We start from the raw sequence: 25174 nt of genomic DNA, 5'->3' as shown, positions 1-25174 counted from the left end.
CGACCATGGACCTCTCCAGAGAAATGCTCCGCGGCTGGGAACATTCGTCAAAACAGGTCAGGCTGGACAGGAAGATTCCCGTCCAGCCCTTGTTCATGCGTGGTGCACGTTGCCGCGCACCTCTGGCTTAGGCCAGCTCGACTTCGGCGCCAGCTGCTTCCAGCTTGCCTTTGATGTCTTCGGCTTCGGCTTTGTCGATGCCTTCTTTGATCTTGCCACCGGCTTCGACCAGATCTTTGGCTTCTTTCAGGCCGAGACCTGTGATGCCGCGGACTTCCTTGATCACGTTGATCTTGGATGCGCCGGCGTTCTTCAGAACGACGTCGAATTCGGTCTTTTCTTCTTCGGCAGCGCCACCTTCAGCAGGGCCGGCCATCATCACTGCGCCGCCAGCGGCGGGCTCGATGCCGTACTCGTCTTTCAGGATGGTTTTCAGTTCTTGTGCTTCAAGCAGAGTCAGACCAACGATGTCTTCTGCCAGTTTCTTCAGATCAGCCATGTTTAGCTCTTTCCGTTACGATATGTGTGTTCCAACGCGCGTGTTCAACCCGTGCGCCAGTTTGACGATTTGCCTTACGCAGCCGCCTTGTCCTCGATGGTGGACAAGATGGATGCGATGTTGCTTGCAGGTGCGCCAATGGCCCCGGCGATGTTCGAAGCAGGTGCGCCGAGCATGCCCGCGATGGTGGAGATAAGCTCCTCCCGCGAAGGCATTTTCGACACGGCTTCGACACCAGCGGCGTCCAACGCGTTCTCACCCATGGAACCACCAAGGATCACCAGCTTTGGGTTTTCCTTAGCGAATTCCTGAGCAACCTTGGCCGCGGCCACAGGATCCTCAGAATAGGTCAGAACGGTCATACCCGTCAGAAGGTCAGCGATGCTTTCGCATGGCTTGCCCTCAAGGGCGATCTTGGCGAGCCTGTTCTTGGCAACACGCACGGCCCCACCGGCAGCGCGTGCGCGCGCCCGAAGGTCCTGCATTTCGGCAACTGTCAAACCGACGTAGTGGCTAACCACAACGACGCCAGAGCTTTCAAAGATCTGGCCGAGTTCGTCGACCAGCTGTTCTTTTTGTGCTCTATCCACAGTTTCACTCCAAATTTGGGGGTTGCCCCCCGGCTCAGTTCAGGATGCGGTCTTTTGCATCCCATTCGGGTCCAATGAAGGGTCCCGGCCAAAACCGCCCGAAGGCAGCGTTTTTCCGGTTTCCCATCTCAGGAAGGAATTATTCAGGCCGTGGCCCAAACCCTCCGTCTCGGACAGACGCGCGGACCGATCTTTTGGTCCTTGCGTATCTGACGGCCGAAGCCGCCAAATTCGGGTCGCAGGGTGGGGGCTTCCCCCACCCCACGAGGATCACTCGGCGGTTGCGTCTTCGACAGCGACCGACACGCCCGGGCCCATTGTGGAGCTCAGGTTGATCTTTTTCATATAGGTGCCTTTGGCACCGGCCGGCTTGGCTTTCGACACGGCACCCACGAAGGCACGGATGTTTTCAACCAGCTTGGCTTCGTCGAAGGACAGTTTGCCAACGCCGGCGTGGACGACACCGCCCTTTTCGGCCTTGAACTGCACTTCGCCGCCCTTGGCCGCTTTCACGGCGTCTGCGACGTCCATGGTCACGGTGCCAACCTTGGGGTTCGGCATCAGGTTGCGGGGGCCAAGCACTTTACCCAGACGGCCAACGATCGGCATCATGTCGGGTGTCGCGATGCAACGATCGAAATCGATCTTGCCGGACTGCACGGTTTCCATCAGGTCTTCTGCGCCAACGATATCTGCGCCCGCCTTTTCGGCTTCTTCAGCTTTCGCGCCACGGGCGAAGACAGCAACGCGCATGGTTTTGCCGGTGCCGTTGGGCAGGCCGACAACACCGCGGACCATCTGGTCTGCGTGGCGCGGGTCAACACCGAGGTTCATGGCGATCTCGATGGTTTCGTCGAACTTCGCGGAGGCGTTTGCCTTGATGAGGCTTACCGCTTCTTGAACGGTGATCTCTTCTTTGCCAGCAAAGGCTTCACGGGCGGCGCGGGTGCGTTTACCAATTTTTGCCATCTTACTTCACCTCGATGCCCATGGACTTCGCGGAGCCCAGGATGATTTTCATCGCCGATTCCACGTCATTCGCGGAGAGGTCGGCGGCTTTTGCTTCTGCGATCTCGCGCAGCTGCTTGGTGGTCACGGTACCAACAGTCTCACGGCTCGGCGTTTTCGCGCCGGAGTTCACCTTGGCCGCTTTCTTCAGGTAGTAGGACGCCGGGGGCGTCTTGATGTCCATGGTGAAGGACTTGTCCTGATAGTAGCTGATCACGGTCGGGCAAGGCGCGCCCGGCTCCATGTCTGCGGTCTTGGCGTTGAACGCCTTGCAGAATTCCATGATGTTGATGCCGCGCTGACCGAGAGCCGGACCCACGGGCGGGGACGGGTTTGCTTGACCCGCTTTAACTTGCAACTTCATCGTACCGACGAGTTTCTTGGCCATCTGACCATTCTCCTTTCAACACCCTTGGGGCGCGCCCCGCAGGTTCTTCGTTGCGTGGTCCGGGCCGAGGCGCCGCGGCACCCTTCCCTCCCACAATGACCGGCTCCCTCAGGCGCCGGGATGGCGGGGCTGGCCCCGCCGCGCACTCAGACCTGTTTGTTGACCTGAGTGAATTCCAATTCGACCGGGGTCTCCCGACCAAAGATCGACACCGACACCTTGAGGCGCTGATTCTCGTCGTCGACCTCTTCGATCATGCCGTCGAAATCCTCGAACGGACCATCGGCAACCTTGACCTTCTCGCCGACCTCAAAGTGGATCAGCGTGCGCGGCGCTTCTTCGCCTTCCTGCACGCGACCCAGGATCGCCTGAACCTCGGCATCGCGCATCGGCATCGGGCGGCCCTGCGGACCGAGGAAACCGGTGACGCGGTTGATCGAGTTGATCAGGTGATAGCCCGCGTCGGACATCTCCATATGCACCAGCACATAGCCAGGCATGAAGCGCCGCTCGGTCGTCACCTTCTTGCCGCGCCGGACCTCGATCACCTCTTCGGTGGGCACCAGCACTTCGTCAATCTGGTCTTCAAGTTCCTGCTCAGCCACGGATGCGCGGATCTGCTCGGCGATCTTCTTCTCGAAGTTCGACAGGACACTGACCGAATACCACCGTTTTGCCATCTGAACTCTGGTCCCTGTCTTGCCATGCGGGCTGCCCCGGCATGTAAATTCGTCAATCAAACGAGGCGCGAGCCTCGAAACTTCTGAACAAAAAATCGGCGCGCAACTCGAATCGCCGCACGCCCTTTTCAGGTCAGGTCTGCGCAATAGCCCGCGCGGAGGCAGGTTTCAAGGGTGTAAACATAAAATCACCGAAGCTGGCCAAGGTCAGCCGAACATCCCCAAGATCTGCTGCAAGCCGCCACGGATCAGAATGTCGACGATGGCAAAGAAAACAGCCGTCAGCGCGGCGAGGATGAACACCATCACCGTGGTCAGCATAACCTCGCGCTTGGTCGGCCAAACAACCTTGGCAACTTCGCTGCGGACCTGCTGGATGAACTGAAGCGGATTGGTGGTGGCCATGACATCTTTCCCTATTGGCAGATTGGGCGGATGTAACGGGTCCGCCGCGCGGTTTCAAGACGGTGTTTGCAAAGCCGCCTACCCTTCGGAGTTGCGCAGCCCCTCAAAACGCCGCGCCAGCGCGGCGTCATGACGCGCATCGGCGCTGGCCATCTCGCCGAAATCAGGCAGATAGAGCCCGTCGACCGTGCCTTCGGGGAAACGGTCCAACACGGCGTCCCACCGCATGGCGAAAGCATCCAGCCGCGCATGCAGCGCGACCGCCCGCGCAGGGTTCCGCCCCGCGTACCAGCGGCCCAGCCCCATGGCACGGCGCCAAAACCCGTCATAGCCAAGGGCGAGGAACAGCCCCAGCAGCAGCGCCACCACCCCGAAGAGCAGCCCCACCATGAGCCATGGGCGCAGCAGGACGACCAGAACAAGGCAGGCCAGAATGACCTGCTTTGGCGTCGGGCGATAGCCGCGCAACCGCCCCCAGCCCCGCGCCAATGGACCGGGTCGGCGCGTGGGTTTGGCCTTGCGGGGCGACGGTGCAGCCGGGACCTCCTCCAATATGGGCAGCGCCGCGCGTCCCCTTGGCCGGGGCGCAGCATGTGCAGAGGGCAGTGCCGGTTCGGGCGCCGGTCTTTCCACCGCCCGCGAGGATAGAGCCTCATCCTTTAACAGATTCTGAATCGCCGCCATCGAAGCCGGATCGAGTTCCGCTTCTGGCGCAGGCTGGTCTTGGGTATGGGTCATGTCAGGCTCTTTCACGCAGATACGCAAGAGCTACCGCGCCATTCAGACAGGCTGAGGGCGCAAATATGACAAGAATCTGACGCCGCCGCGCCCGGAACCCGAGATGCTGGAAAATCTGGCAGGGGCTGAGGGACTCGAACCCACGACCCTCGGTTTTGGAGACCGATGCTCTACCAACTGAGCTAAACCCCTATGCCGATGGCTTGGGTAGTCGCAAAACGCCGCCGGATCAAGAGCCGATCTGCCCTTTCCTGCCGATAATCTTCACAAGGCGGAACATTGCTGGCCCAGCCCACGTTTTCCCGGCGAACCCAGCCCGAAACGGAGGATATGAGATGCCGATGAACAACCTGAAGGACGTCTATACCGATCAACTGCAAGACCTTTACTCCGCCTGCAAGCAATCGCTGGAAGCCACCAATGCTCTGGGCCGCGCGGCGGAGGACAAGGAACTTTCGGAAGCGCTGATTGATGGCGGCAATGGCATTGCCAAGGGCATGGATGTGCTGAAATCCATCTGTGCCAAACATGATATCGACCCCGAAGACGAACATTGCTTCGGCATGGAGGGGCTCGTCAAAGAAGCGCATAAACATGTGCTGGAAGAAGACTTTGGCGACAGTGACACCCGCGATGCCATGATCATCACCCAGTATCAGCGCATGGTGCATTACGCGCTGGCGGGCTACGGCTGCCTGGTGGCTTTCGCCAATCGTCTGGGCGAGGATGAAGACGGCGCGCAGCTGCAAGAGCAGCTGGATCACACCTATGATGGCGACCGCCGCATGACGGAAATCGCGACCAAGGGCGGGGTGAACGCTGACGCGGTGTGAGCCCGTTAAGCCGCAAGCAACAAAGGCCGGCTCCGCTGGGGTCGGCTTTTTGTATCTGGAGGCTTACCGAGGCCCCCACAACGCAAAAGGCCGCAGCAGATGCTGCGGCCTTTCGTTTGTCCGGGACGGGCCCGAGGGCCCGACCGTTCCGATTACTCGGTGATCTTCGACACAACGCCGGCGCCGACGGTCCGGCCACCTTCGCGGATCGCGAAGCGGAGGCCGTTTTCCATGGCGATCGGGGCGATCAGCTCAACGCCGAAGGAGACGTTGTCGCCCGGCATGACCATCTCGGTGCCTTCGGCCAGTTGAACGGTGCCGGTCACGTCGGTGGTCCGGAAGTAGAACTGCGGACGGTAGTTCGCGAAGAACGGCGTGTGACGGCCACCTTCCTCTTTGGTGAGGATATAGGCTTCGGCTTCGAACTTGGTGTGCGGTGTCACGGAGCCGGGCTTGCAGAGAACCTGACCACGCTCAACGCCGTCACGCTCAACGCCGCGCAGCAGGGCGCCGATGTTGTCGCCGGCTTCACCACGGTCCAGCAGCTTGCGGAACATTTCCACGCCGGTGCAGGTGGTCTTCTTGGTGTCGCGGATGCCGACGATTTCGATCTCGTCGCCCACGTTGATCACGCCACGCTCGACACGGCCGGTCACAACGGTACCACGGCCGGAGATCGAGAAGACGTCCTCGACAGGCATCAGGAAGGGCTGGTCCACGGCGCGCTCGGGCGTCGGGATGTACTCGTCCACGGCGGCCATCAGCTTCTTGATCGCTTCTTCGCCGATCTCGGGCTTGTTGCCTTCCATCGCCGCCAGAGCGGACCCTGCAACGACGGGGATGTCGTCGCCGGGGTAGTCGTAGGAGGACAGCAGCTCGCGGATTTCCATTTCCACCAGCTCGAGCAGCTCTTCGTCGTCGACCTGGTCAACTTTGTTCATGAAGACGACCATGGCGGGGATGCCGACCTGACGGCCGAGCAGGATGTGCTCGCGGGTCTGGGGCATCGGGCCATCGGCCGCGTTCACAACCAGGATCGCGCCGTCCATCTGCGCCGCACCGGTGATCATGTTTTTCACATAGTCAGCGTGGCCGGGGCAGTCGACGTGGGCGTAGTGACGGTTCTCGGTCTCATACTCGACATGCGCGGTCGAGATGGTGATGCCGCGGGCCTTTTCTTCGGGCGCGCCGTCGATCTGGTCATACGCCTGGAAGTCACCGAAATACTTGGTGATCGCCGCGGTCAGCGTGGTTTTACCGTGGTCAACGTGGCCGATTGTGCCGATGTTGACGTGTGGCTTGTTACGTTCAAACTTTGCCTTTGCCATGGTGGCGCCCTTTTAATTGAGGGGCCCCAACGGGGACCCGAACCCTATCTGGCGGGCGATGTATTGGGTTCGGGCGGTAAAATCAAGCGGGACTTGCACTTGATGCCCCTTTTTAAACCTCGCTCCGGGCGCGGCGCCGCGTCGCTCTGCCTGCGGCCCGGCGTTACCTTTCGTCCGAGCTGCGCGGCGCGGCGGTGGCGACGCCGCCGTTGAACCAGCCCTGCTCCCGGTTCTGCTTCACCAGATAGGTCTCGATCGCCTTGGCGGCGTTCTGGCTGAGGTTCTTGAGCTGCTCCTCAGCAGATTTGGTATAGCCCGACCCGACCACCGGCCCTTGATCGAGGGATTCAAAAACCGTGATCTGATGCGGCTCGGGGTTCAGCTTCTTGTTCTTGGCGTCATCCCAGACGGTCAGGTTCAGGATCAGGATTGACTTGGGCGCAAAGACCAGCGGGATGCCGGGTTGCGCCAGCACATAGCCTTCGACGCTGATGCCGAAGTGATAGAACCGCTCCCCGTCATAGCGGTCGAACCGCTCGGCGGTGGCGGCCTGCACGGCGGCGGCCAGTTCATCCTTGCTGACCTCGCGGCTGAGCGGGCCTTTCTGTGCTTTCGGTGCCACGACGATATTGTGATGCAGGTTGAAATCGCCCAGCGGCGTCGGCGCATCGCCCAGATCGGAGGCGCCGTTGCAGGCGGCCAAAGTCACAACGGTCATCAGCACGGCAAGAACACGGATCATCGGCACATCCTTCGGGGCGTTAATAATTGCAAAAGGCGTAGCCGATGGCCGGAGGCGGCGCAATCAATTGCCGCAGTTGCATGCGGGCCGGGTGGCTCTATCTTGAGGGCAAATGAGGACAGCACCATGACCGAGCCAGCCCCCCTCCCCGTGCGCGTGCCGCTTGTTACTGAGCCTGTAGGCCTTTGGGGCAGCCTGCAGATGGCGCGGCGCAATGTGCTGAGCATCATTCCCAAAATCGCCACCACCCAGCCGATGGTTTCGGGCAAGACCGGCAAGCGCTGGCATATGGTGATGGACCCCGGCGCGATCCGGCAGATCCTGCTCGACCGGCTCGATGATTACCCCAAGTCGCTGGTGACCAAGAACCTGCTGAGGCCCGCCATCGGAGAGTCTCTCTTCATCGCCGAGGGCGCCCATTGGCGCTGGCAACGCCGCACCGCCGCCCCGGTGTTTTCGCAGCGCAACGTGCGCAACCTCGCCCCGGTGATGACTGCAGCCGCCAGCCGCGCCGCCGAGCGGATCGCCGCCGCGGGACCGCGGGCGGTAAACATGCTGGATGAGATGGTGACCACCACCTTTGACGTGATCGGCGACGTGACCTTCTCCGGCGATGGCACTTTTGACCGCGACAAGGTGCATGGCGCGATTGACGATTATATCGCCGAGGCGGGCAAGATCAGCCTGTTCGACATTCTGGGCTTTCCCGACTGGCTGCCGCGGCCGGGGCGCATAATGTCGGGCCAGGCGCTGAAACAGATGAAAGCCATGGCGGATCAGGCCATCGAGGCCCGCGTCGCACGGGGCCATGACGGCACGCCCGATCTGCTGGACCTGCTGCTTGAAGGCGTCGACCCCAAGACCAAGCGCAAGATGAACACCGGCGAGCTGCGCGACAATCTGCTGACCTTCATCGTCGCCGGGCATGAGACAACGGCGCTGACGCTGGCCTGGTCGATGTATCTGATGGGGTTCGATCAAGACAGGCAGGACCGCGCCCGGGCCGAGGTGCAATCCGTTCTGGGCGATCGCGCCTGCAGCGGCGAGGATGTGGACCAGCTGCCGCTGGTGCGGATGATCGTCGACGAGGCGCTGCGGCTCTACCCGGCGGCGGGGATCATCTCTCGCACGGCACTGAAGAAAGACACGCTCTGTGGCCGCGATATCCTGCCCGGCGATACGGTGATGATCCCGATCTATGCGCTTGGACGGAGCGAACTCCTTTGGGACGAGCCCGACGCCTTTCGCCCCGAGCGTTTTGCCGACCGCAAGGCGATTGACCGCTATGCCTATCTGCCCTTCGGGGACGGGCCTCGGATCTGCATCGGGGCGAGCTTCGCGTTGCAAGAGGCGGTGATCATCCTCGCCACGCTGCTGGGCCGCTTCAAGTTCACCCCGGTGCCGGGCAAAGAGCCCGAGCCGGTGATGATCCTCACGCTGCGGCCCCAAGGTGGGGTCTGGATGACGGCCGAGCCGCTCGACTGACCCCGCCGTGCGGCGGGGCTGTCGCGTTCAGTTGACCTTAATCAGTTGAACTTGTTGTCGCGCGGGAAGCCGCGCGGCGCCATGCGGCCCGAACTGGCGCGCTTGCCGGTCCATTCCGCCAGATCGACCTCGGTCCGCGTGCGCCCGGCCGGGTCGCGCCAGCTCAGACCTGCCGCGCGTTCAAAGGTGGTGGCATCCGACAGGCCACCGTCCTTGTACTTCTGCAACCGCACGCCTTTGCCACGGCCCATCTCGGGCAGTTCATCAAGACCAAAGACCAGCACCTTGCGGTTCTCGCCCACGGTGGCGACGCTGTCGCCCGACACCGGGTGACAGACCAGCGCCACGACACCTTCGCCGCGCACGTTGAGCACCTGTTTGCCGCTGCGGGTCTGGGCCACGACCTCATCCTCCGGCACGATGAAACCATCCCCGGCCGAAGAGGCCACCAGCAGCCTACGCCCCGGTTGATGAATAAAGAGTGAAACGATCTGCACCTCATTCGGCAGATCGACCATCAGCCGCAGCGGTTCGCCCATGCCGCGCCCACCTGGCAGATTGGCGGCGGAAACGGTGTAGAAGCGCCCGTTCGAGCCAAAGACCAGCAGCCGATCCGTGGTTTCCGCATGGAAGATGAAACGCGGGCCATCGCCGTCCTTGAATTTCAACTCGCGGTTCAGGTCGATATGGCCGGTCATGGCGCGGATCCAGCCCATCTGGCTGCAAACCACGGTGATCGGCTCGCGGTCGATCATCGCCTCGATCGGCACCTCTTCGACCTCGCCCGCGGCCTCAAAGCTGCTCAGACGCTGTCCGCGTTTGACCCCGTCGATGACCCAATCCTTGCCGAATTGCTTTTTCGTGGCGCGCAGCTGGTCGGCAATGGTGGTCCATTGCAACTTTTCATTCTCAAGCAAGTCCTCCAGACCCGCCCGTTCGGACATCAACGCATCGCGTTCGCGCACCAGCGCGTCTTCTTCCAGGCGCCGCAAAGACCGCAGCCGCATGTTGAGGATCGCCTCGGCCTGCACATCCGACAGCCCATTCTCGCGCCCCGCATAGCTGTGCGGCACGGCGCGGGTCTCGCCGCTTTCGGCCAACACGCCCGTCGCCTGTGCCTCGGCATCGGCGATCACCGCGAGTTTGGAGACATCGACACCGGCCAAGGGCGAGACATAGGCCGCCTCATCCATCGCGCGGCTCAGTGTGTCCTGATGCGTCCGGCTCCAATCCTCATACATCAGCGCGGCTTTGGGGTCGTCATCGTAGCGGATGATCTCGATCACCCGGTCGAGGTTCAAAAAGGCGGTGATCAGCCCCTGCAACACCTCAAGCCGGTGGTCGATCTTGTCCATCCGGTGCCGCGAACGGCGTTGCAGCACCTCGCGCCGGTGGTCGAGGAAGGCGCGCAGCACCTCTTTCAACGAGCAGACCTTGGGCGTCTGCCCGTCGATCAACACGTTCATATTGAGCGAGAAACGCACCTCAAGATCAGAGTTGCGGAACAGCATCCCCATCAGCACCGCCGGATCGACGTTCTTCGAGCGCGGCTCGATGATCATGCGGATGTCATCGGCGGATTCATCGCGGATATCGGCGAGAATCGGGATTTTCTTGGTCTGGATCAGCTCCGCGATCTTTTCGATCAGCTTGGATTTCTGCACCTGATAGGGGATCTCGGTGACCACGATCTGCCACGCGCCCCGGCCCAGATCTTCGACCTCCCAACGGCAGCGCAGGCGGAAAGAGCCACGGCCCGTGCGATAGGCATTGGCAATATTTTCGGGCGGCTCGACGATCACCCCGCCGGTGGGGAAATCCGGCCCGGGGACGTAGTTCAGCAGCGTGTCGTCGCGGGCGTCCGGGGTTTTGATCAGGTGAATACAGGCGTCGCAAAGCTCGGCAATGTTATGCGGCGGGATGTTCGTGGCCATGCCCACGGCAATGCCCGAAGAGCCATTGGCCAGCAGATTCGGGAACTGCGCGGGCAATACCGCCGGTTCGGTCAGCGTGCCGTCGTAGTTCTCGCGGAAGTCGACGGCGTTCTCGTTCAACCCTTCCAACATGGCTTCGGCCACGGCGGTCATCCGCGCCTCGGTGTAGCGCGAGGCGGCGGGGTTGTCGCCATCGATATTGCCGAAGTTCCCCTGCCCGTCGACCAGCGGGTAACGCACGTTGAAATCCTGCGCCAGACGCGCCATCGCGTCATAGATCGCGGCATCGCCATGCGGGTGGTAGTTACCCATCACGTCGCCGGAAATCTTGGCCGATTTGCGGAACCCCCCGGTGGAGGAAAGCTTCAACTCCCGCATCGCAAAGAGAATCCGGCGGTGAACCGGCTTCAGCCCGTCACGGGCATCCGGCAGAGCACGGTGCATGATCGTGCTGAGCGCATAGGTCAGATAACGCTCCCCCAAGGCGCGGCGCAGCGGCTCAGACAAGTCATTCGGGTCGCGATCAGGGGGGGTAATTACGTCAGACATGACGGGTCTTTTAGCCAAGCCCCCGCGGGCGGGCAAGCGTCGGATTCACAAAGCCGGGCCTCAGATCGCCCTGCATCCGCCTGTCAAGGGACGCAAGGGCGCAAATATTAACCATCCGCGATTTTTTGCCAGAAGGTTTTGAACCATCAGGGTAGCTTTGCGTTGGGTCGGTGAAGAAACAGCAATGTTCGCAGACTTGGGGTATGGCGCAATGAAACGGTTCATTTTTCTGACTTTCGGCTTCATGGGCTGGGCTTTCTACGAAATGAGCGGCGGTGCCGACTTTGACCCCGCAGGCCAGCGCATGGCGCGCCTGTCCGAGCGTGAAACCGCACCGATTGCCGAAAGCGCGACCGAGACTGGCACCCTTGTGACCGCCGCCGCCGAAGAGGCGGCCCGCAAGCGGATCCTGCAGGACCAGCGCATCGCGAAGGACAGAGCGGCAGATAGAATCGATGACGCCAAAGTGACCCGCGTCGCCCTCAACCTCACCACTTTGAGCGATCTGCCCCGCGCCGGTGACCACGCCATGGTCGAAAAAGCCGTCGCCAAACCCGCCGTGAACAAACCCGCCGTCAACAAGGCCCTCGCCACACGCGACGCCGGCGCCATCAACGATACCGGCGCAAAGGCGATCAAAGCCGCAGTGACGGCGCTTCAGACGGCGGGCTATACCACGACCAGCAGCGGCACGCCTGAGACAGCGGGCTATAGCGTGACCAGCACCGGCACGCCTGCGATCATCCAAAGCCTGATCGACCCGGACGATGCCGGTAAGGTCGCGCAGACCACCACACGCATCAGCACATCGCAAAGTGACATTCGCACCGTGACCGGCAACCGCGTCAACGTGCGCCGCGGGCCGGGGACCAACTTTGGCATTGTCGGCAAACTGGGCGCCGGGGATGCGGTGAAAGTGATCGAAGACAATGGCGCGGGTTGGGTCCGCCTGCGCGCGCTGGACAGCAACGAGATGGGCTGGATGGCCGAGTTCCTCCTGTCGGCGGGCTAACTTGCCAATCCCATAGCATCACGCGATGAAGGGTCTTTCAGTCGAAAGGCCCTTTTTCATGTCCGCCATACGTTCGATCCTCATCACAGGCTGTTCCAGCGGGATCGGCTATGCCGCCGCCCACGGGATGCGCGACCGGGGATGGCGGGTCTTTGCCACCTGCCGCCAGCAGGAGGATTGCGACCGTCTGGCCGCCGAGGGCTTTGACGCGCCCCGGCTCGATTATACGGATGAGGCCAGCATTCAATCCGCCCTCGCCCATGTGCTGGCGCAGACCGGCGGCAGGCTCGACGCGCTGTTCAACAATGGCGCCCATGCCACGCCCGGTTTGGTCGAAGATCTGCCCACCGAAGCGCTGCGCGAGATTTTCGAGGCGAATTTCTTTGGCTGGCACAGCCTGACCCGCGCCGTGATCCCGGTGATGCGCGCGCAGGGGCATGGGCGGATTGTGCAATGTTCCTCGGTGCTTGGCATGGTCGCCATGCCGTGGCGCGGGGCGTATAATTCCACGAAATTCGCGCTGGAGGGGCTGACGGATACCCTGAGGCTTGAGATGCGCGGCACCGGGGTCGCGGTGATCCTGATCGAACCCGGACCGGTCACCTCCAAGCTGCGGGCCAAGGCGATCCCGCGCTTTGAGCGTTGGATCGACTGGCAGAACAGCCCCCGCGCGGCGGAATATGAGAGCACCATGCGCCCCCGGCTTTATGACGCCAGCGGCAAGAAGGACCGTTTTGAACTCCCGCCCGAGGCGGTGGTCGAAAAACTGGCCCATGCGGTCGAATCCCCCCGCCCGCGTCCGCGCTATTTCGTCACAACCCCGACCCATATCGCTGGCATTATACGGCGTATCCTGCCGACGCGGGCGCTGGATTGGGTCACCAGCCGTTGATTTTGGTTGCGCGGCTGCCCTGCGCCGCTACATCTCGGGGCAACGAAAGGACAGCCCATGCCAAATGATCCGTTTTTCGTGATCGTCCTGCTTGCCGTGGTCGCGGTTGCCGTCGTGCTCCTGATGGGGCTGGGCGGTTTTGCCACCGGCGGCAAGTTCAACAAACGTAACGCCAACAAGCTGATGCGCTGGCGGATCATCGCGCAGTTCATCGCCGTGCTGCTGATCCTCGCCTATGTCTATTTCCGAGGAGGGCCAATCTGATGGTGGTGCTGAACAAGATTTACACGCGCACGGGCGACAAGGGCACAACCGCGCTTGGCAATGGCGCGCGCGTGGCGAAACATGACGCGCGGGTCGAAGCCTATGGCACGTCGGACGAGCTGAACTGCTTTGTCGGCGTGGCGCGGCTGGAAGCGACCAAGGACACGGATGAGGCGCTGGCCCGTATCCAGAACGATCTGTTCGACCTCGGCGCAGACCTCTGCCGCCCTGATATGGCCAGCGACAAGGACGCCGAATACCCGCCCCTGCGCGTCACCCAGGAACAGGTCGACCGGCTGGAACGCGAGATCGACGTAATGAACGCCGAGCTTGAACCGCTGCGCAGTTTCATCCTGCCGGGCGGCCGCGCGCTGGCGGCGCATCTGCATGTCTGCCGCACCGTCGCGCGCCGCGCCGAACGGCTGGCGGTGCTGCTGTCGGAACAGACCGACATCAACCCTGCCACCGTGACCTACCTCAACCGTCTGAGCGATTGGTTCTTTGTCGCGGCCCGCATGGCCAATAACGCGGGCAAGGAGGATGTGCTCTGGGTGCCCGGCGCGAACCGCTAGATTATTAGCGCTAACAGAGAAAAACCGAGGAAACGCCGCGTTCAAAACAGTCAGAAAGCCGATTTTGGCCTGTTTTGTCCTGATGTGCTTCGTTACACCCATCTTGAGAATTAGGGAGACCGGGCCAAGCCCGCGTCACAAACTGAGGAGAGAGACCGCATGAAGGTACTGGTGCCTGTCAAACGCGTGATCGACTATAACGTGAAAGTTCGCGTCAAAGCGGATGGATCGGGTGTCGATCTTGCCAATGTAAAAATGTCGATGAACCCTTTCGATGAGATCGCCGTCGAACAGGCGATCCGTCTGAAAGAGGCCGGTCAGGCCGAAGAGATCGTCGCGGTCTCCATCGGTGTGAAACAGGCGCAGGAAACGCTGCGCACGGCGCTGGCAATGGGCGCGGACCGCGCGATTCTGGTTGTCGCCTCGGACGATGTGCACAAGGACATCGAACCGCTGGCCGTGGCCAAGATCCTCAAAGCCATCGTTGACGAAGAGCAGCCGGGCCTCGTGCTCTGCGGCAAGCAGGCGATCGACAACGACATGAACGCCACCGGGCAGATGCTCTCGGCGTTGATGGGCTGGTCGCAGGCGACATTCGCCTCCGACATCGCGATCGAAGGCGACAAGGCCAAGGTCACCCGCGAAGTCGACGGCGGTCTGCAGACCATCGAAGTCACCATGCCGACGGTCGTCACCGTGGACCTGCGCCTCAACGAGCCGCGCTATGCCTCGCTGCCGAACATCATGAAGGCCAAGAAAAAGCCGTTGGATGAGAAGACCGCCGAAGACTATGGCGTCGATGTCTCCAACCGGCTGGAAATCGTCAAAACCGTTGAGCCTGCCGAGCGTGCCGCCGGCATCAAGGTCGGCTCGGTTGACGAGCTTGTGGCGAAACTCAAAGAAGCGGGGGCTGTGTAATGGCTGTTCTTCTGATTGCCGAAATCTCCGATGGCGAATTGTCCATGGACGCCACCGCCAAGGCGATGACCGCGGCCAAGCAACTGGGCGACGTGACCGTTCTGGCAGCCGGCAGCTCTGCTGCGGCGGCGGGCGAAGCGGCGGCCAAGATCGACGGCGTGTCGAAGGTGCTGGTCGCCGAAGACCCGATGCTGGGCCACCGTCTGGCCGAAGCCACGGCGGCGCTGATCGTCTCGCTGGCGGGGGATTATGACCACATCGTCGCCCCGGCCACCACCGACGCCAAGAACGTGATGCCCCGCGTCGCGGCGCTCTTGGATGTCATGGTGATCTCGGATGTCTCCGGTGTGGTTGACGCCGATACGTTCGAGCGTCCGATCTATGCCGGCAATGCGGTTCAGACCGTGAAATCGTCGGACGCGAAGAAGGTCATCACCTTCCGCACATCGACCTTTGATGCGGCGGGCGACGGCGGCTCTGCCTCGGTCGAGACCATCTCGGCTGCGGAAAACCCCGGCCTGTCCACATGGGTCGAAGACAAGGTCGCCGAGAGCGACCGCCCCGAGCTGACCAGCGCGGGCGTGGTGGTATCCGGTGGCCGCGGCGTCGGCTCCGAAGAGGACTTCGCCCTGATCGAAAAACTGGCCGACAAACTGGGCGCCGCCGTTGGCGCGTCCCGCGCGGCGGTCGATTCGGGCTATGCGCCGAACGACTGGCAGGTCGGTCAGACCGGTAAGGTCGTGGCCCCTGATCTCTATGTCGCGGTTGGCATCTCCGGCGCGATCCAGCACCTTGCGGGCATGAAGGATTCCAAGATCATCGTCGCGATCAACAAAGACGAAGAATCGCCGATCTTCCAGGTGGCGGACTACGGTCTGGTCGCCGACCTCTTCGATGCGGTGCCCGAGCTGATCGAAAAGCTCTGAGCCCCTTCACGTGAAACAATGAAAGGCCCGCCAATCTTGGCGGGCCTTTTTCGTTGGACGCCTCTGCCCGCCGGGCTGCGGGACGCGCGGCTAACGCTAGCGCAATCCCTGCAGAGCAGCGCAGAGCGCCTCTGCCGCCGCGCGATGGGCCTGCGGCCCGAGCATTTCCGAGGCTGCCAAAACCTCCATCTGGCCAAAGATCAGCCCTTCGGCAGGCGCTGTTTGCATCTCTCGGGGCGACACCACCTGCACCACCGCGGTGGCATGTTCGGCCACCTCCTCCATCATCGCAGGCGTGACAAAGAGCGGGTCCGCCCCCAGATGCGCCGGGCCTTTGCAGCTATCGGGCTGCGGCGCGTGATCCGCGAGCCAGAGCAATATGGTCTTGCCCTTGATCTGCCCCAACATCAGCCGCATCCGGGCCAGCCACGCTTGCTGCAACTCCTGCCGCACCGCCTCGAACCGTTCCGGCGACAGCTGCATGAGATGGTTCAGCATATGGCGGGTAAAGTGGAAATCCGCGAAATCCACCTCGCGGTAGATCGTCTGGAGCAAGGCAGAGGCGCCCACGAACCGGTCATTGCGGCGCGGATGCACCGAATAAAAGCGGTTCGTCATATTCTGCGCGCCCATGATCTGAAGCACGGTGACCTCCGCCCCGGCCGCCGCCTGCGCGACGAAGGGGTCATGGGCAAAGACATCGATGCCGGCGTTGGGAAGGCCGAAGTTCACGCAGGTCCGACCGGTGGTTTCTTCGACCAGCGCCGGGAAAGGCTGCGTCATGAACTTCCCATAGGTTTCCGTTCCGCCCAGAAAAGCCAGATAAGGCGCTTCGAGATTGCGGCGCGGGCCGCGGAACAGAAGTTTCGACGTGCCATAGCGGCACGGCAGATAATCCAGGGGCCCCGGCCCCAGTGCATCATAGGTCATAACACCCACCTTTTTCATTCACCCAAAGCCAGATTGCATGGCCGGGGCTGTGATTCCGTTAACGGGTGAATTTGACGAAAGATTTCCTAAACAGCTGCCCTTGCGGCACCCCCGTAACGCACCCTATTGTGCGCCGAAGCAATGCAAAGGACAGGCCATGGACATCCAGACAATCGGTATCGTGGGCGCGGGGCAGATGGGCAACGGCATCGCCCATGTCATGGCGCTGGCGGGCTATGACGTGCTGCTGAACGATGTGAGCGCCGATGCGCTCGCCAAGGCGATGAAGACCATCACCGGCAATCTGGACCGTCAGGTCAGCCGCGAGAAGATTTCAGCCTCTGACCGCGACGCGGCGCTGGCGCGGATCACCACGACACAGACCCTCAGCGATCTGGGCCGGAGCGATCTGGTGATCGAAGCGGCGACCGAGCGCGAAACGGTGAAACAGGCGATCTTTGAGGATCTGATCCCGCATCTCAAGCCGGAGACGATCCTGACCTCGAACACCTCGTCGATCTCCATCACCCGTCTGGCAAGCCGCACTGACCGGCCCGAGAAATTCATGGGGTTCCACTTTATGAACCCGGTGCCGGTGATGCAGCTGGTGGAACTGATCCGCGGCATCGCCACGGACCGCGAGACCTATGACGCCTGCAAAGAGGTGGTGGCGCGTCTGGGCAAGACGGCGGCCTCGGCCGAAGATTTCCCGGCCTTTATCGTGAACCGGATCTTGATGCCGATGATCAATGAGGCGGTCTATACGCTTTATGAAGGTGTCGGCAGTGTGGAATCGATCGACAGTTCGATGAAACTGGGCGCCAACCACCCGATGGGGCCGCTGGAACTGGCCGATTTCATCGGGTTGGACACTTGCCTAGCGATTATGAACGTGCTGCATGACGGTCTCGCGGATACCAAATACCGCCCCTGCCCCTTGCTGACCAAATATGTCGAGGCCGGCTGGCTGGGCCGCAAGACGCAGCGGGGGTTTTATGATTATCGCGGCGAAAAGCCCGTGCCGACCCGGTGACGCAAGAGGGGGCGCTGCCCCCATCGCGCCAAGGCGCGATTCCCCCGCGGGTATTTTCAAAAGGATGAAGTTCAGTCGGTCAGCGCCAGAGTATGGGCGCGCAGCCAAGCCATAAAGCCGCGCGGGTCGTCGGCCCAGCGATCGATGTCAGCCTGGGTCAGCGGGTGGCCGACGATTGGTGCCTGGGGTTTGCCGCAGGCATGGGCGATTTCATGCAGCAGCAGCCCTTGGCGCAGGATCGGGCTGATCTGGTTGGCGATCTGATAGGCGCGGCTGTTCTGTCCGGGAAACCGCATTGGCACCACCTGCGCGCCCGAGCGGCGGATCATCTTGGCGGTGAAGACATTCCATTCCGCCTCGACCGCCGGCCCCCACCAGCTTTCCGACGCCGCGACCACGCCCGAAGGAAACAGCGCCACCACGCCGCCGTTCTTGAGATGGGCCATCGCCTTGGCGCGCATTTCCACCCCTTTGCGCTGCGCATCGGGATCATGGGGGAAGGGCACCGGGATCATGTAGCTGCCGGCGACCTCGTCAATCGAGGTGAGCAGGGAACGGGTCAGGATGCGGTAGTCGGGGCGGGCGCGGCCGATGAGATCGGCAAAGATCATGCCGTCGACCATGCCATGCGGGTGGTTGGCCACGACCACCACCGGCCCCTCTTTGGGAATCCGGTCAAGTTGATGCTGCGGGGTTGTCAGTTCGATCCCCATCGTATCGAGCGCCGCGCGCCAGAAGGCCTGACCAGAGGGGGTGCCCCGGCGCTCAAAGGCGCGGGTCAGGCGCAGGATCTTGATCTTGCCGGTGAAGAGTTCCAGCGCGGAGATGATCCGGGCTTTCCAGGGGTCATCGAAAGTTGAGGCATAGGACAGGCTGCGGCGGTCATATTTGGTGAATGTCACCTCGCCATCGGGCGCCGGTTGGCGCGCTGGCTCTGACTGCTCTGTGTCTTCCATAGGGTGGATGATCCTCGTCGTCGCAGGCTGGCTCAGAAACCTTCGCCGAATTTATCGGCCACCAAGGCGGTCAGGGCTTCGGCCAGGGCTTCGGCATCCGGCCCCGAGGTCTGCACATCGATGGTCGTGCCGCGTGCCGCCCCCAGCATCAGCAGCCCCATGATACTGTCGCCCGAGGCGGACATGCCATCCTTGCTGACCTCGGCACGGGCGTCGAAGGCTTCGACCACCTCGACCAATTTGGCAGAGGCGCGGGCGTGGAGCCCTTTTTCATTTACGATTTTAAGAGAAAACTCGGGCATTCAAACAAGGGCCTTCTAACCTGCACTGATATTCTGGCTATCAATATATTTCTTACCCGCTTCCAGCGCCGCGCGCACGGCGTCGGGCACTTCCATCTGGCGGGATTTCGCGAGTTTGATCAGCATCGGCAGGTTCGCGCCATAGATGATGCGCCGGTTTTCCGGGCGGCAGGCCAAGAGGCTCAGGTTCGACGGGGAGCCGCCGAAAAGGTCGGTCACCACCACGACACCGGCGCCCTGGTCGACTTCATCCGCCGCGGCGCAGATCTCGCGTTCCTTGTCGGCGCGGTCGTGGTCAGGCTCGATCGCGATGGCGCGGACACCGTATTGCGATCCCACGACATGTTCGATGGCGGCAAGATATTCCTGCGCCAACCCCCCATGTGCGACAATCACGATCCCGATCAAGGCTTGCTTCCTTCACGCTGCTGCCGGTCCAGTTCCCGGTGCCTAATTGACACCTGCCATCCCTGCTCTGCAAGGCGCAAAGCATGGTTTTCGGCCATCGCGACCGAGCGGTGTTGTCCGCCCGTGCAGCCAAAGGCGATGGCGATATGCGACTTCCCCTCTTCGCGGTAGGCGGGCAGCAGCAACAGGCTGAGATCCAGCACTTTATCAGCAAAGGGGGGGAACCGTTTGTCCGCTGCGACATGGGCCGCCACGGCAGCGTCGCGGCCATTGCCGCTGCGCAGTTCCGGCACCCAATAGGGGTTGCGCAGGAAGCGGCAGTCATGGACGACATCCGCCCCTCGCGGCAGGCCGCGTTTGTAGGAAAAGCTCTGCACCGAAACCGTGAGATGGCGCTGCCCGCCGGGGGCGAACCATTGCTCCACCTCGGCGCGCAATTCATGCACATTGAGCGTTGTCGTATCGATCAGAACATCGGCGCGGGCGCGGATCGGATGCAGCAGATCCTGCTCGCGGCGGATGCCATCGGCGGGGCGGTCCGAGGGGGCCAGCGGGTGGCGGCGGCGGGTTTCGGAGAACCTTTGCAAGAGCACATCGGTGGCGCAATCGAGATACAAAAGCTCTGTGCGCCACCCCGGCTCTACCGCCAGACGGCCAAGCAGTTCCAACACCCCTTCGGTCGAGAAATCGCGGTTGCGCGCATCAATGCCCAGGGCCACCGAATGCGCCTCCCCCGGGCGGTCGAGCAGCACGGGCAGCAGCCGCAGAGGCAGGTTGTCGATCGCCTCAAAGCCCGCGTCCTCCAGCACATTGAGCGCAGAGGATCGGCCGGCGCCCGAGGGGCCGGTCACGAGGACCAGGCGGCGCTGCGGCTGGTCGGGGGTGGGGGTCTGGGTGGTCAATTCCTGTGGTCCATACTGCTTGTCATATACAGATGAAGTGCTGCGGGAAAATGAGCGCTATCGCATTTGTGATAACAGGGCAACGCGACACCCTGTACCAGATGGCTGTGCGGCGCCGGCAGGCGCTGATGTTCCGTCTGGTCCAGATCGACGACAAGGGCCAAAGGCACCGGCCCGAAGTCCGTAACCCGTAGCAGACCCATGTAGCGCGCTTCGATCAGCCCTTTGATCCGCGCCGGGGCGCTGGCGATCACCTGCCCGCCCGCCCGTTCGACCGTGGTTCGGTCATCGGCCACCAGCGTGGCGCCAAGCGCCATCAATTGCAGCGCCAAGGCAGATTTCCCCGCCCCCGACGCGCCGAGGATCAGCAGCCCGCGCCCGGCAATGGTCACGCAGCTGGCGTGTAGAATGTCGCGTTCAACCGTCATCTCTGCCCCGGCGGTTTGGCCTTGCGGGCCGCTCAGGTTGGCAGGCCGACAACGAAACGGGCGCCGAGCGGTTCGGAGGTGATGTCGGCCTCGGTCGGGCGGATGTTTTCCGCCCAGATCACGCCGCCATGGGCCTCCACAATCTGTTTGGAGATCGCCAGACCGAGGCCGGAGTTATTGCCGAAATGCTCCTCCGGCCGTTGCGAATAGAAGCGCTTGAAAATTTTGCCGAGCGCCTGATCGGGGATGCCGGGGCCGGTGTCTTCGACCACGATCAACACGCGGTTGGAGCGTTTGCGCGCCCAGACCCGGATCGCGTCGCCCTCTTCGCAAAAGGAGATCGCATTGGTGATGAGATTGACGAAAACCTGCGCCAGACGCGCTTCCAACCCATGTACCGTGATCGGTGCGGCGGGGAGGTCGGTGATGAAATCGATGCCCTGCGCCCTGGCGTCTTCGCCAAGGAACTGCCCGAGGTTGCCCAGCATCTGAAGCAGATCGAAGGGCTCTTCCTCTTCCTTGACCAATTCGGAATCGAGCCGCGAGGCGTTGGAGATATCGCTGACCAACCGGTCCAGGCGACGCACGTCATGTTCGATCACATCAAGCAATTTGTCGCGCTGGTCGTCTCGCTTTACCACGCGCAGAGTGCCGACAGCGGAACGCAGGGAGGCCAGCGGGTTCTTGATTTCATGCGCGACGTCGGCGGCAAATTGTTCGTTGCCATCGATGCGGTTGTAGAGCGCCGAGACCATGCCCCGCAGCGCCCCGGAAAGGCGACCGATTTCGTCGGGGCGGGCGGTCAGATCGGGGATGCGGATGCGGCCGGGGTTCATCTTGCGCGCGTCCTTGTCGCGGCCCAGCTCAGCGGCGGCCGACAGATCGGCCAGCGGATTGGCGATGGTGGAGGCCAGCACGAGACTGAGGCCGATGGAGACGAGTGTCGCGATCACGAACATCTGCAAGACCCGCTCACGCTCGCTGCGGACGAGATTGTCGATTTCCCCCGCCGCAGAGGCCACCGCCACCACGCCCACGGGCTGATCGCCCTGCATGATCGGCGTGGCGACGCTGAAGAGCGAGCTGCCGGCCAGATCAATGTCATCCCTCAGCTGCGTGCCGCTGCGCAGGCTTTCGGCAACCATGGCGCGCAGCTGCTCTTCCAAGGGCGGAGAGGCGACTTCCTCTGCGCTGAAGGGGGCCGAAACCCGCGCCCACAGCCAGTTCAGCCCGTCGTTCAGCAAGGTGCGCTCTTCGGCGGGCGCGGCGGTCAGCGCCTCCGTGAGGGTCAGATCGCCCGCGCTGCGCGAGACCAGCGTTTCCGCCGGGTCATAGACCAGAACCTCGACCCCGCCGCGCAGGTCGAGCCCGGCCAGTGTCTCGGCCACGTCGACACCATCGCCCGTGGTCAGGTTGACCGGCGCGCCGGCAGGCAGCTGCGCTTCGATCACATCCGCGATGAGCTCGGCTTCGGAGACCAGGGCGGCGGCGCGTTGCACGGCGAGACTGTCGCGCGAGGAATTGAGATAGAGGATACCTGCAACCAGGACGTTCAGCGCGATCAGGTTGAACGTGATGATCTTGCGCGTCAGCGGTGAGGAGCGCAGCGCAAACAGCCCGCGCCGCTCACGCTTGACGCGGATTTCATCCGGGGCCGCGCTGTCCGGTGTGACCCAATCGTCACCCAGAACAACGTCCCCGTCCCTGCCAGCAGCCATGTCCCGCACAAATGTCCTTTCGACCAACGTCAACCGCTGGATTTAGTCTTCGTTATATCTGTAGCCGATGCCATAAAGCGTTTCGATCGCCGAGAATTCATCATCCGCGCTGCGCATCTTTTTCCGCAGCCGTTTGATGTGGCTGTCGATCGTGCGGTCATCCACATAGACCTGATCGTCATAGGCCACATCCATCAGCTGATCGCGCGATTTCACGAAACCGGGGCGTTGCGCCAACGCCTGTAACAGCAGAAATTCGGTGACGGTCAGGGACACATCCTTGCCCTTCCAGCTCACCGCATGGCGCAGCGGGTCCATCCGCAGATCGCCGCGTTCCATCACCTTGGTCTCTTCGGTGTCGCCGACCTCATCGGTGGCCACAGCATCCTGACGGCGCAGCAGCGCGCGGATACGTTCGACCAGCAGGCGCTGGCTGAAAGGCTTTTTGACGTAATCATCGGCCCCCATGCGCAGGCCCAGAACCTCGTCGATCTCGTCATCCTTGGAGGTCAGAAAGATCACCGGCATCGCGGTTTTCTGGCGCAGCCGCTGCAGCAGGTCCATCCCGTCCATGCGCGGCATCTTGATATCGAGCACGGCCATATCGGGAAGCTTCTTGTTGAAAGCGTCCAGCGCGGCCTGCCCGTCGTTGTAGGTTTCCACTTCGAAGCCTTCGGCTTCAAGAGTCATCGAAACGGATGTCAGAATGTTTCTGTCATCGTCCACCAATGCAATCTTCGACATTGCCTGCTTCCTTATACTGCTCAATTCATTCTTAATTTTTGAAGCCAGTGATCCGCAATATTGCCGATCGAATCAATCCTTAAGTGCGAATCGTGCCTTTGAGATGCGCCAATTCGGTCATAATTTGGTTAGGAATGGCTAAATTGCCGCACATCGGCGCGTCTTAATCCCACGCGCCGCCGACGGGCAGCCCCGGCCCAAGGGTCGAATTTGGGCGTGGCGAAACAAAGTTTTAGATGGTGGCGCTAACTGTGACAAAGCTGCCTGTTCAAGTTCAAAACCGCCGTGTTAAGAGGCTCGCAAGGCTTCCAAGGCCCCGGGCACTGCAGCCCAGTCGGACACGTTTTGCGCCTCTCATGCGCCGCTACAGGAGACATCACATGACATTTGGACGGGTAAACCCGCAGTTCAGCCTCGAAGATCAGCAGATCACCGGGCTTGGCGATGTCTACTACAACCTGACCGAGCCTGCGCTGGTCGAAACCGCGGTAAAGCGTGGCGAAGGCAATCTGGGCAAGGGCGGGGCGTTTCTGGTCACCACCGGCAAGTTCACGGGCCGCTCGCCCAAGGACAAACATGTGGTCAAGACCGACAGCGTGGCCGACAGCATCTGGTGGGAAAACAACGCCGAGATGTCGCCCGAAGGCTTTGACGCGCTTTACGAAGACATGATCGCCCATATGCAGGGCAAGGACTACTTCGTCCAGGACCTCGTGGGCGGCGCCGACCCGAAACATGCGATCAATGTCCGTATGGTCACCGAACTGGCCTGGCATGGGCTTTTCATCCGCACCATGCTGCGCCGCCCCGACGCCGAAGCGCTGCAGGATTTCACCGCCGATTTCACCGTCATCAACTGCCCCAGCTTTCAGGCCGACCCCGCAAAGCACGACTGCCGCAGCGAGACCGTCATCGCGATGAACTTTGACCGCAAGATGATCCTGATCGGCGGTACGGAATATGCGGGCGAGAACAAGAAGTCGGTCTTTACCCTGCTGAACTACCTGCTGCCCGAAAAAGGCATCATGCCGATGCACTGCTCGGCCAACCACGCCACCGGCAACCCGGTCGACACGGCGGTCTTCTTTGGCCTCTCGGGCACCGGCAAGACCACGCTGTCCGCTGATCCGGAGCGCACGCTGATCGGTGACGACGAACACGGCTGGTCGGACAATGGCACCTTCAACTTCGAAGGCGGTTGCTATGCCAAGACCATCAACCTCAGCCCCGAAGCCGAGCCGGAAATCTACGCGACCACATCCAAATTCGGCACCGTGATCGAGAATATGGTCTTCGATCCCGACACTTTCGAGCTGGATTTCGATGACGATTCGCTCACCGCCAATATGCGCGCCGCCTACCCGCTGCACTACATCTCCAACGCCAGCGAGAAGGCCGTCGGCGGGCACCCGAAGAACATCATCATGCTGACCTGCGATGCCTTCGGCGTGCTGCCCCCGATCGCTCGGCTGAGCCCGGCACAGGCGATGTATCACTTCCTCTCGGGCTTCACCTCCAAAGTGGCCGGCACCGAGCGCGGTGTGACCGAGCCCGAGCCCACCTTCTCCACCTGCTTTGGCGCGCCCTTCATGCCGCGCCGTCCGGAAGTCTACGGCAATCTGCTGCGCGAAAAGATCGCCCAGCATGGCGCCACCTGCTGGCTGGTCAACACCGGCTGGACCGGCGGCGCCTATGGCACCGGGTCGCGCATGCCGATCAAGGCGACACGCGCGCTGCTGACCGCCGCGCTTGAGGGGACGCTGGCCGATGTGGACTACCGCAAAGACCCGAACTTCGGCTTTGACGTCCCTGTCTCGGTCGACGGTGTGGCTGACATCCTGCTCGACCCGCGCCGCACTTGGGATAATCCGGAAGCCTATGACCGCCAGGCTGCGAAACTGGTCAAAATGTTCTCGGACAACTTTGAACAATATCTGCCCCATATCGATGAAGATGTGAAAGCGGCCGCCATCGGCTAAGCCTGCACGGC

General features: G+C 62.1%; 28 protein-coding genes and 1 tRNA gene. 10 read left to right on the top strand and 19 right to left on the bottom strand.

The genetic code is table 11. The features are described 5' to 3' along the window. Window positions 1-127 precede the first annotated feature (127 nt). The 8 genes from rplL to AB4M76_RS16025 all read right to left on the bottom strand — a co-directional run bounded on the left by rplL (window position 128) and on the right by AB4M76_RS16025 (window position 4500). The gene (rplL, locus tag AB4M76_RS16060; RefSeq protein ID WP_368443001.1) at window positions 128-499 is read right to left on the bottom strand and encodes a 50S ribosomal protein L7/L12; all 372 of its coding nucleotides are present in this window, start codon (window positions 497-499) and stop codon (window positions 128-130) included. 74 nt (window positions 500-573) lie between these two features. After that, window positions 574-1089, bottom strand: coding sequence for a 50S ribosomal protein L10 (rplJ, locus tag AB4M76_RS16055; protein ID WP_368443000.1), 516 nt, complete (start codon window positions 1087-1089; stop codon window positions 574-576). Between the two features lie 270 nt (window positions 1090-1359). Continuing rightward, window positions 1360-2058, bottom strand: a complete 699-nt coding sequence (gene rplA / locus AB4M76_RS16050) for a 50S ribosomal protein L1 (protein ID WP_368442999.1) — start codon at window positions 2056-2058, stop codon at window positions 1360-1362. Window position 2059: 1 nt separating this feature from the next. After that, entirely contained in the window at window positions 2060-2485 is a 426-nt protein-coding gene (gene rplK, locus AB4M76_RS16045; protein WP_368442998.1) for a 50S ribosomal protein L11, read from the bottom strand. 146 nt (window positions 2486-2631) lie between these two features. After that, window positions 2632-3165, bottom strand: coding sequence for a transcription termination/antitermination protein NusG (gene nusG / locus AB4M76_RS16040; protein WP_067264099.1), 534 nt, complete (start codon window positions 3163-3165; stop codon window positions 2632-2634). A 207-nt stretch (window positions 3166-3372) separates the two neighbouring features. Then, window positions 3373-3570: a preprotein translocase subunit SecE gene (gene secE, locus AB4M76_RS16035; RefSeq protein ID WP_368442997.1), complete on the bottom strand. Its 198-nt coding sequence runs from the start codon at window positions 3568-3570 to the stop codon at window positions 3373-3375. A 78-nt stretch (window positions 3571-3648) separates the two neighbouring features. Further along, window positions 3649-4308 carry a hypothetical protein gene (locus AB4M76_RS16030; RefSeq protein ID WP_368442996.1) on the bottom strand — a complete coding sequence of 220 codons (660 nt, stop codon included), beginning with the start codon at window positions 4306-4308 and terminating at the stop codon, window positions 3649-3651. A gap of 116 nt (window positions 4309-4424) precedes the next feature. Further along, a tRNA-Trp gene (locus AB4M76_RS16025) sits at window positions 4425-4500 on the bottom strand. A 143-nt stretch (window positions 4501-4643) separates the two neighbouring features. Here AB4M76_RS16025 and AB4M76_RS16020 point away from each other — a divergent pair. Further along, entirely contained in the window at window positions 4644-5141 is a 498-nt protein-coding gene (locus AB4M76_RS16020) for a DUF892 family protein (RefSeq protein WP_368442995.1), read from the top strand. Between the two features lie 152 nt (window positions 5142-5293). Here AB4M76_RS16020 and tuf read toward each other — a convergent pair whose 3' ends face one another. Further along, window positions 5294-6469 carry an elongation factor Tu gene (gene tuf, locus AB4M76_RS16015; RefSeq protein WP_174859657.1) on the bottom strand — a complete coding sequence of 392 codons (1176 nt, stop codon included), beginning with the start codon at window positions 6467-6469 and terminating at the stop codon, window positions 5294-5296. 163 nt (window positions 6470-6632) lie between these two features. Next, entirely contained in the window at window positions 6633-7211 is a 579-nt protein-coding gene (locus AB4M76_RS16010) for a hypothetical protein (protein WP_368442994.1), read from the bottom strand. 126 nt (window positions 7212-7337) lie between these two features. Here AB4M76_RS16010 and AB4M76_RS16005 point away from each other — a divergent pair, with 126 nt between their 5' ends. Further along, window positions 7338-8696, top strand: a complete 1359-nt coding sequence (locus tag AB4M76_RS16005; RefSeq protein ID WP_368442992.1) for a cytochrome P450 — start codon at window positions 7338-7340, stop codon at window positions 8694-8696. A 41-nt stretch (window positions 8697-8737) separates the two neighbouring features. On the opposite strand, the gene AB4M76_RS16000 is transcribed toward AB4M76_RS16005, so the two are convergent. Next, on the bottom strand, window positions 8738-11179 hold the full coding sequence (locus tag AB4M76_RS16000; RefSeq protein WP_368442991.1) for a DNA topoisomerase IV subunit A: 2442 nt from the start codon (window positions 11177-11179) through the stop codon (window positions 8738-8740). A gap of 211 nt (window positions 11180-11390) precedes the next feature. On the opposite strand from AB4M76_RS16000, the gene AB4M76_RS15995 reads away from it, so the two are divergent. The 6 genes from AB4M76_RS15995 to AB4M76_RS15970 all read left to right on the top strand — a co-directional run bounded on the left by AB4M76_RS15995 (window position 11391) and on the right by AB4M76_RS15970 (window position 15763). After that, on the top strand, window positions 11391-12191 hold the full coding sequence (locus AB4M76_RS15995) for an SH3 domain-containing protein (protein WP_368442990.1): 801 nt from the start codon (window positions 11391-11393) through the stop codon (window positions 12189-12191). Between the two features lie 58 nt (window positions 12192-12249). Continuing rightward, entirely contained in the window at window positions 12250-13083 is an 834-nt protein-coding gene (locus AB4M76_RS15990; RefSeq protein WP_368442989.1) for an SDR family oxidoreductase, read from the top strand. A 57-nt stretch (window positions 13084-13140) separates the two neighbouring features. Further along, on the top strand, window positions 13141-13347 hold the full coding sequence (locus tag AB4M76_RS15985) for a twin transmembrane helix small protein (RefSeq protein WP_368442988.1): 207 nt from the start codon (window positions 13141-13143) through the stop codon (window positions 13345-13347). Beyond that, window positions 13347-13919 carry a cob(I)yrinic acid a,c-diamide adenosyltransferase gene (locus AB4M76_RS15980; protein WP_368442987.1) on the top strand — a complete coding sequence of 191 codons (573 nt, stop codon included), beginning with the start codon at window positions 13347-13349 and terminating at the stop codon, window positions 13917-13919. Before AB4M76_RS15985 ends, AB4M76_RS15980 begins: the two co-directional genes overlap by 1 nt. 159 nt (window positions 13920-14078) lie before the next feature. Beyond that, window positions 14079-14837 (top strand): electron transfer flavoprotein subunit beta/FixA family protein, encoded by a 759-nt coding sequence (locus tag AB4M76_RS15975; RefSeq protein ID WP_174860552.1) that lies wholly within the window; start codon window positions 14079-14081, stop codon window positions 14835-14837. Continuing rightward, window positions 14837-15763: an electron transfer flavoprotein subunit alpha/FixB family protein gene (locus AB4M76_RS15970; RefSeq protein ID WP_368442986.1), complete on the top strand. Its 927-nt coding sequence runs from the start codon at window positions 14837-14839 to the stop codon at window positions 15761-15763. The genes AB4M76_RS15975 and AB4M76_RS15970 overlap by 1 nt, the downstream gene beginning before the upstream one ends. Window positions 15764-15859: 96 nt before the next feature. Here the strand turns inward: AB4M76_RS15970 and AB4M76_RS15965 are convergent, their stop codons facing one another. Beyond that, on the bottom strand, window positions 15860-16693 hold the full coding sequence (locus AB4M76_RS15965; RefSeq protein WP_368442985.1) for a DUF6473 family protein: 834 nt from the start codon (window positions 16691-16693) through the stop codon (window positions 15860-15862). Window positions 16694-16850: 157 nt separating this feature from the next. On the opposite strand from AB4M76_RS15965, the gene AB4M76_RS15960 reads away from it, so the two are divergent. Next, on the top strand, window positions 16851-17726 hold the full coding sequence (locus AB4M76_RS15960; RefSeq protein WP_368442984.1) for a 3-hydroxybutyryl-CoA dehydrogenase: 876 nt from the start codon (window positions 16851-16853) through the stop codon (window positions 17724-17726). 71 nt (window positions 17727-17797) lie between these two features. On the opposite strand, the gene AB4M76_RS15955 is transcribed toward AB4M76_RS15960, so the two are convergent. From AB4M76_RS15955 to AB4M76_RS15925, 7 genes are read right to left on the bottom strand one after another with little or no spacing between them, the layout of a single operon-like run. After that, complete coding sequence (locus tag AB4M76_RS15955; RefSeq protein WP_368442983.1) at window positions 17798-18682, bottom strand: lysophospholipid acyltransferase family protein; 885 nt, start codon at window positions 18680-18682, stop codon at window positions 17798-17800. A gap of 32 nt (window positions 18683-18714) precedes the next feature. Next, window positions 18715-18984: an HPr family phosphocarrier protein gene (locus AB4M76_RS15950; RefSeq protein WP_093738069.1), complete on the bottom strand. Its 270-nt coding sequence runs from the start codon at window positions 18982-18984 to the stop codon at window positions 18715-18717. Window positions 18985-18999: 15 nt separating this feature from the next. Continuing rightward, window positions 19000-19392 carry a PTS fructose transporter subunit IIA gene (locus tag AB4M76_RS15945; protein WP_174860558.1) on the bottom strand — a complete coding sequence of 131 codons (393 nt, stop codon included), beginning with the start codon at window positions 19390-19392 and terminating at the stop codon, window positions 19000-19002. Next, the gene (gene rapZ / locus AB4M76_RS15940; RefSeq protein ID WP_368442982.1) at window positions 19389-20294 is read right to left on the bottom strand and encodes an RNase adapter RapZ; all 906 of its coding nucleotides are present in this window, start codon (window positions 20292-20294) and stop codon (window positions 19389-19391) included. The genes AB4M76_RS15945 and rapZ overlap by 4 nt, the downstream gene beginning before the upstream one ends. Next, window positions 20291-20722, bottom strand: a complete 432-nt coding sequence (locus tag AB4M76_RS15935) for an HPr kinase/phosphorylase (RefSeq protein WP_368442981.1) — start codon at window positions 20720-20722, stop codon at window positions 20291-20293. Before AB4M76_RS15935 ends, rapZ begins: the two co-directional genes overlap by 4 nt. A gap of 32 nt (window positions 20723-20754) precedes the next feature. Next, complete coding sequence (locus AB4M76_RS15930; RefSeq protein WP_368442980.1) at window positions 20755-22440, bottom strand: sensor N-terminal transmembrane domain-containing protein; 1686 nt, start codon at window positions 22438-22440, stop codon at window positions 20755-20757. A 42-nt stretch (window positions 22441-22482) separates the two neighbouring features. Next, window positions 22483-23184, bottom strand: coding sequence for a response regulator transcription factor (locus tag AB4M76_RS15925; RefSeq protein WP_368442979.1), 702 nt, complete (start codon window positions 23182-23184; stop codon window positions 22483-22485). A gap of 380 nt (window positions 23185-23564) precedes the next feature. Here AB4M76_RS15925 and AB4M76_RS15920 point away from each other — a divergent pair, with 380 nt between their 5' ends. Then, a complete protein-coding gene (locus AB4M76_RS15920) occupies window positions 23565-25163 on the top strand; it encodes a phosphoenolpyruvate carboxykinase (RefSeq protein WP_368442978.1) in 1599 nt (532 codons plus the stop codon). Window positions 25164-25174 lie beyond the last annotated feature (11 nt).

The organism is Sulfitobacter sp. PS-8MA (genome assembly GCF_040933935.1).
Classification (GTDB): domain Bacteria; phylum Pseudomonadota; class Alphaproteobacteria; order Rhodobacterales; family Rhodobacteraceae; genus Sulfitobacter.
Note: the sequence above shows the minus strand (reverse complement) of the source record. Positions and strands in the feature narration are given on the sequence as shown.

Coding starts and splice junctions, on each gene's coding strand:
- AB4M76_RS15980 (WP_368442987.1), top strand. CDS start 13,347: ATGGTGGTGCTGAACAAGATTTACACGCGCACGGGCGACAAGGGCACA.
- rplA (WP_368442999.1), bottom strand. CDS start 2,058: ATGGCAAAAATTGGTAAACGCACCCGCGCCGCCCGTGAAGCCTTTGCT.
- AB4M76_RS15955 (WP_368442983.1), bottom strand. CDS start 18,682: ATGGAAGACACAGAGCAGTCAGAGCCAGCGCGCCAACCGGCGCCCGAT.
- AB4M76_RS15935 (WP_368442981.1), bottom strand. CDS start 20,722: ATGACGGTTGAACGCGACATTCTACACGCCAGCTGCGTGACCATTGCC.
- AB4M76_RS15975 (WP_174860552.1), top strand. CDS start 14,079: ATGAAGGTACTGGTGCCTGTCAAACGCGTGATCGACTATAACGTGAAA.
- AB4M76_RS15950 (WP_093738069.1), bottom strand. CDS start 18,984: ATGCCCGAGTTTTCTCTTAAAATCGTAAATGAAAAAGGGCTCCACGCC.
- AB4M76_RS15920 (WP_368442978.1), top strand. CDS start 23,565: ATGACATTTGGACGGGTAAACCCGCAGTTCAGCCTCGAAGATCAGCAG.
- secE (WP_368442997.1), bottom strand. CDS start 3,570: ATGGCCACCACCAATCCGCTTCAGTTCATCCAGCAGGTCCGCAGCGAA.
- AB4M76_RS16030 (WP_368442996.1), bottom strand. CDS start 4,308: ATGACCCATACCCAAGACCAGCCTGCGCCAGAAGCGGAACTCGATCCG.
- AB4M76_RS15930 (WP_368442980.1), bottom strand. CDS start 22,440: ATGGCTGCTGGCAGGGACGGGGACGTTGTTCTGGGTGACGATTGGGTC.
- AB4M76_RS16010 (WP_368442994.1), bottom strand. CDS start 7,211: ATGATCCGTGTTCTTGCCGTGCTGATGACCGTTGTGACTTTGGCCGCC.
- tuf (WP_174859657.1), bottom strand. CDS start 6,469: ATGGCAAAGGCAAAGTTTGAACGTAACAAGCCACACGTCAACATCGGC.
- rplK (WP_368442998.1), bottom strand. CDS start 2,485: ATGGCCAAGAAACTCGTCGGTACGATGAAGTTGCAAGTTAAAGCGGGT.
- AB4M76_RS15960 (WP_368442984.1), top strand. CDS start 16,851: ATGGACATCCAGACAATCGGTATCGTGGGCGCGGGGCAGATGGGCAAC.
- AB4M76_RS15990 (WP_368442989.1), top strand. CDS start 12,250: ATGTCCGCCATACGTTCGATCCTCATCACAGGCTGTTCCAGCGGGATC.
- AB4M76_RS15995 (WP_368442990.1), top strand. CDS start 11,391: ATGAAACGGTTCATTTTTCTGACTTTCGGCTTCATGGGCTGGGCTTTC.
- AB4M76_RS16005 (WP_368442992.1), top strand. CDS start 7,338: ATGACCGAGCCAGCCCCCCTCCCCGTGCGCGTGCCGCTTGTTACTGAG.
- AB4M76_RS15925 (WP_368442979.1), bottom strand. CDS start 23,184: ATGTCGAAGATTGCATTGGTGGACGATGACAGAAACATTCTGACATCC.
- AB4M76_RS16000 (WP_368442991.1), bottom strand. CDS start 11,179: ATGTCTGACGTAATTACCCCCCCTGATCGCGACCCGAATGACTTGTCT.
- AB4M76_RS15985 (WP_368442988.1), top strand. CDS start 13,141: ATGCCAAATGATCCGTTTTTCGTGATCGTCCTGCTTGCCGTGGTCGCG.
- AB4M76_RS15970 (WP_368442986.1), top strand. CDS start 14,837: ATGGCTGTTCTTCTGATTGCCGAAATCTCCGATGGCGAATTGTCCATG.
- AB4M76_RS15965 (WP_368442985.1), bottom strand. CDS start 16,693: ATGACCTATGATGCACTGGGGCCGGGGCCCCTGGATTATCTGCCGTGC.
- AB4M76_RS16020 (WP_368442995.1), top strand. CDS start 4,644: ATGCCGATGAACAACCTGAAGGACGTCTATACCGATCAACTGCAAGAC.
- rplL (WP_368443001.1), bottom strand. CDS start 499: ATGGCTGATCTGAAGAAACTGGCAGAAGACATCGTTGGTCTGACTCTG.
- nusG (WP_067264099.1), bottom strand. CDS start 3,165: ATGGCAAAACGGTGGTATTCGGTCAGTGTCCTGTCGAACTTCGAGAAG.